The sequence below is a fragment of the Moorena sp. SIO3B2 genome (genome assembly GCF_010692525.1).
Taxonomy (GTDB): Bacteria; Cyanobacteriota; Cyanobacteriia; order Cyanobacteriales; family Coleofasciculaceae; genus Moorena; species Moorena producens.
Map to the genome: position 1 here is coordinate 1 of NZ_JAAHHE010000246.1, position 3,831 is coordinate 3,831.

Genomic DNA, 3,831 nt, shown 5'->3' on the forward strand with positions numbered 1-3,831 from the left:
CTATTATCTAGAATTATCAAAATAAATAAACGGTCTTTGCCCACCCTACAACCTTATCATTTTGATACCCGATGAATAATGCGATACACAATTAACCCAGCGATCACACCAACTACCACATGAAATAGCACAAACACGACACTGTAAGTCAAGCAAGGTGTAAAACCAGCGGTGGGGCAATCTAAGGATTGTTTAGGGTCTAGTTGGGCGATAATAGACTCTACCGGTTTACCAGCAGCTTGGGAAGAAATACCACTGACCGCTAAACCAATACCCACCGAGGCAATCCAACGTTCTAATCGTTTCTCTTGTTGTGCTTGTTCAGTCTCCACAATGCCTCGGATACTACCAAGCATCTGGTCAAATAATTGCTGACCCGGTTTGAGATAATTGAGGTTGACTTGAATCTGATTTTGAAACAGCTTGGTTCTTTGGTTGAGGAAGTATTCCAAAAACTCGATATTATCGTCTTTGAGACTATATTCGCGGATTTTTTCTAGCCAGTAGTCATAGTTGGCGGCATTGGTAGCGATCGCAGTGTTGTGATCCTCCATGTCTCGCAGATAACCAGCATAGTCAAAGGTCTTGGATGGCATCTCGGTCAGTTTTTGCTTCAGTTGCTCTAGCCGTGTTTCTCGCTCTGTTGGCAATTCCTTGAAGCGTTGAACGTCTTGTTCTAGTTGCCCATATAGCTCTCTAGTTTCGCGATAACACCAACGAGATTCATGATAAGCAAACAGGATTTTACTGCGACAGCACAATAGATTGAAAAATGACAAAGACGTCTTTTCAACCAGCTTTAAGGTTTCTGGGTGACGGTTTAAGCAGACCAGAAGGTGACATTGCTCCGTTGGTTTCTCCTTACCGTTGTCATAGGCAAAAATTGGGCTACCAAATAACTGCCCAAATGCGCTAAATTCAGGTTTTTGGTCGGTTCCCTGGAAAAAAGCATCCACACAGGCATCGGCTAACTTTCTATCTTCATCGGGACTGCCCACTGGTTCGCCATAGAGCACTAAGGTTTGTCCCAAAGAAGCTTGAATAGTGCTGGATAGGAGGCACCCTTGGGGATTTAACCGACTAAATTGACTGGCTGCAACGGTGACATTCTGGTAATAGAGGGTTAGGTCAAGGGCATAGGTGTCATGAATTTGTCGGGGATAGACCTCTACTGTTAGGGCAGAGCCTTCTATTTGCAATGGTGGCGTATAGGTTAAGCGACCATTCCCTGGGAGTAAGTCTACGTGATCGCTTGTGATCCCTGTTTGGCTTGGAGGGGATTGTAATTTTTCCGGTAAAGATTTCAGGTCTGGGATAGCTAGGGGTTCGCTGAGGTTAGCACAGTGTTGCCACAACTGATCCGCATCCTGTCGCAACTGTCCCAGTTCTTGGCTGAGGTCTTGCCAGAGATGGAAGGCATAAAGGGTGACGCTGGGGTTTTTGATTGGCAAGGCGGTGTCAGTCATCAGCCTTTGGGATTTTTGGGTTTTTCGGTTTCTTCAGTAGAACTCTTGCGGAGGGCATTAATCAGAGTTTCCTTTAAGTTTTTTTCCTCTTCGGCTTTAGTTTCATCAGTGGGGAAAGTGCCTCCAATTCCCTTCTTATCAATTGTTTTACTAGCAAGTAGAGCTATCAAAGCATTATTAATGTCTGAGTGAGAAGCACACCACCGAGAAATCCCATTGGCTAGCTGTTCCGTATCACTTGGTAATGAAGTAATTAATTCTTCTAGGTCCGTTCGTTCTGAGTCTTTAAACAACTCAGTTTTGGTATCCAGTAGTTGTTTAAAAGCAGATAAAAATAGATAATTTTCAGCTTTCATAGTCTTAACTCCTATTGACCAATCCCACAGAATGCAGCCCAATAAAATGGTGAATTAAAGGGTTTATCGCTGTTATCAAAATTGTGAAGCATAGCCTTACTTACGTATTTCTGAACAAAAGTCGCAGGCAAATTATCAATGTACTCCTCTAATTCTTCTTTGCTGCTATCCCGCAGCCAGAGTTGCGCTTGGTTAAGGGCAACTGCTAAGGACATGTGGTAGTTTAGCAGATTATCATAAAATTTAATCATCAACAACGCTGTCGATAAATCGTTTACCGTCCACAGGCTACTAACTACCGCTGGACTACCGGCAACTAGGAAACCACTGGGTAAACCAATGTATTCATCGCTACTGTTACTAAAGTCGATTAATCCGGTTTCGCAAGCAGAAAGGGTGACAAGGCGACATTGTTCTAATTTTAGGGCAAAAATTTCCCCTAAGGTAAGAAATCCATCTTCTGTAGTTTTGTCTTGGACTACCTGTTCTGTTTTAGTTTCCGCTAAAAGGAGTGCTGATTCTACAGGTGATTCTGAGTTGAAGTAACCATGACAGGAAAAGTGGCAACAGTGGGCTGTTGTCAAGTTCTGATTTACTTTGACAGCAGCTTCCTTTGCGTCTTGGCTGGCTAAGACTTCAGCATCCTGGAAAAATGATTTAATCACTTCTACTTCTAGGTTAGTGTAAACTAAATCATCAGTAGGGTTTTGAACCGCAAACAACTGGGTAAAGTCCGGGCGTTTTCTGGTTTGAACAAGTTGGAGTAGTTGACAGCTAGGGGCATAACTTACCCCTGCTGGAAAGCGATCGATCAGAATTTTATATTTACCTTCTCCCTGCTGACTGTTGATAGGTAAAGCATGAAGGGGGAACAAATGTAAATACTGATGGGGGATTAAAATTAAGCGATCGCACTCTGGGGGGATTTGCTCAATGATGTCATCAATGTGTATAATTTTTGCAAGCAAATGTAGACGGGTAGTCAGGCGACGTTGCCAATGGTATTTTTTGTTGTAGTAGGCTCTGAGATACCCATTTACCGATTTTTGAAATTTTTTGAAGTCTTGTGGTTCAGATTGCCAAACTATGGGTTGTTGAGTTTCGCTGGTAAAGATGAAAGTGAGCAGCTTATCCCCTGTAATGTAAAATTCTACAATGGCAGTATGGTGATCCAGCTTCTGCTGAAATTGCTCAAACTTAAAGCTAGAACCGATAGGTAAATATTGCTCTTGTAATTCATTCCGCTGCTGTCGCAATTCTTGAAGATGTTGTGCTAATACTTTTGGATTCTCAGCTTTACCCTGTTGGATTTTATCCTGACCTGCCGCTATTTCATCCCTGTATTGTTGTAGTTGAGTAGCAACATCTACAGGAAAGATAGTTTTCAGGTCACGGCTGATAATCTTTTCAACTAAATTGCCGGTTTTGCTCCGTTCAACATATTCAATGGCTGCGGTGATCTTAGTTAAGTCTAGGCAAGTTTCTACCATGCCTCGATAGACTCTATTCCATTTTTCAGCTAGTTTGGTCTTGTAGTCTTCTACTCCAGAACCATAAATAATTTCATCTCGCAGGAATTCTACGGTTTTAATGGCAGCATCAAAAGCCTTGTAAGCTTCAGGGAAATTTTGAGCATCTTGGTAAGCAAAACCGAGATTGTTTTGAGTCAATGCCCATTTTTTTGGAAAAGCTTTACGGGTGAAAACGTCTTTTGCCAATTGGTAGCAAGCGATGGCATCTTCTAGATTTTGTGCCTTCTGACCTGTGATTCTGTTAAAGTAAGCACCACCGAGATTGATTTGAATCGTTGCCCATTCAATAGGAAAAGGTTCACGGGTGCGTACTTCTAAAGCCAATTGGTAGCAAGCGATGGCATCTTCTAGGTTTTGTGCTTTATCCCCTGTGATTCGCTCAGAGTAAGCACTACCGAGATTGTTTTGAGTCATTGCCCAATCAATAGGAAAAGCTTCACGGGTGCTTACTTCTAAAGCGGATTGGTAGCAAGCGAT

At 42.5% G+C, this 3,831-nt stretch carries 3 protein-coding genes; all 3 read right to left on the reverse strand.

Going from position 1 to position 3,831, the window contains the following annotated elements:
* Positions 1 to 56: 56 nt before the first annotated feature.
* Positions 57 to 1,466 carry a hypothetical protein gene (locus F6K38_RS29655; protein WP_287251714.1) on the reverse strand — a complete coding sequence of 470 codons (1,410 nt, stop codon included), beginning with the start codon at positions 1,464 to 1,466 and terminating at the stop codon, positions 57 to 59.
* Positions 1,466 to 1,822 (reverse strand): hypothetical protein, encoded by a 357-nt coding sequence (locus tag F6K38_RS29660; protein WP_287251713.1) that lies wholly within the window; start codon positions 1,820 to 1,822, stop codon positions 1,466 to 1,468. The genes F6K38_RS29655 and F6K38_RS29660 overlap by 1 nt, the downstream gene beginning before the upstream one ends.
* Positions 1,823 to 1,833: 11 nt before the next feature.
* On the reverse strand, positions 1,834 to 3,831 hold a 1,998-nt coding region (locus F6K38_RS29665), incomplete at its 5' end, for a CHAT domain-containing protein (RefSeq protein WP_287358663.1).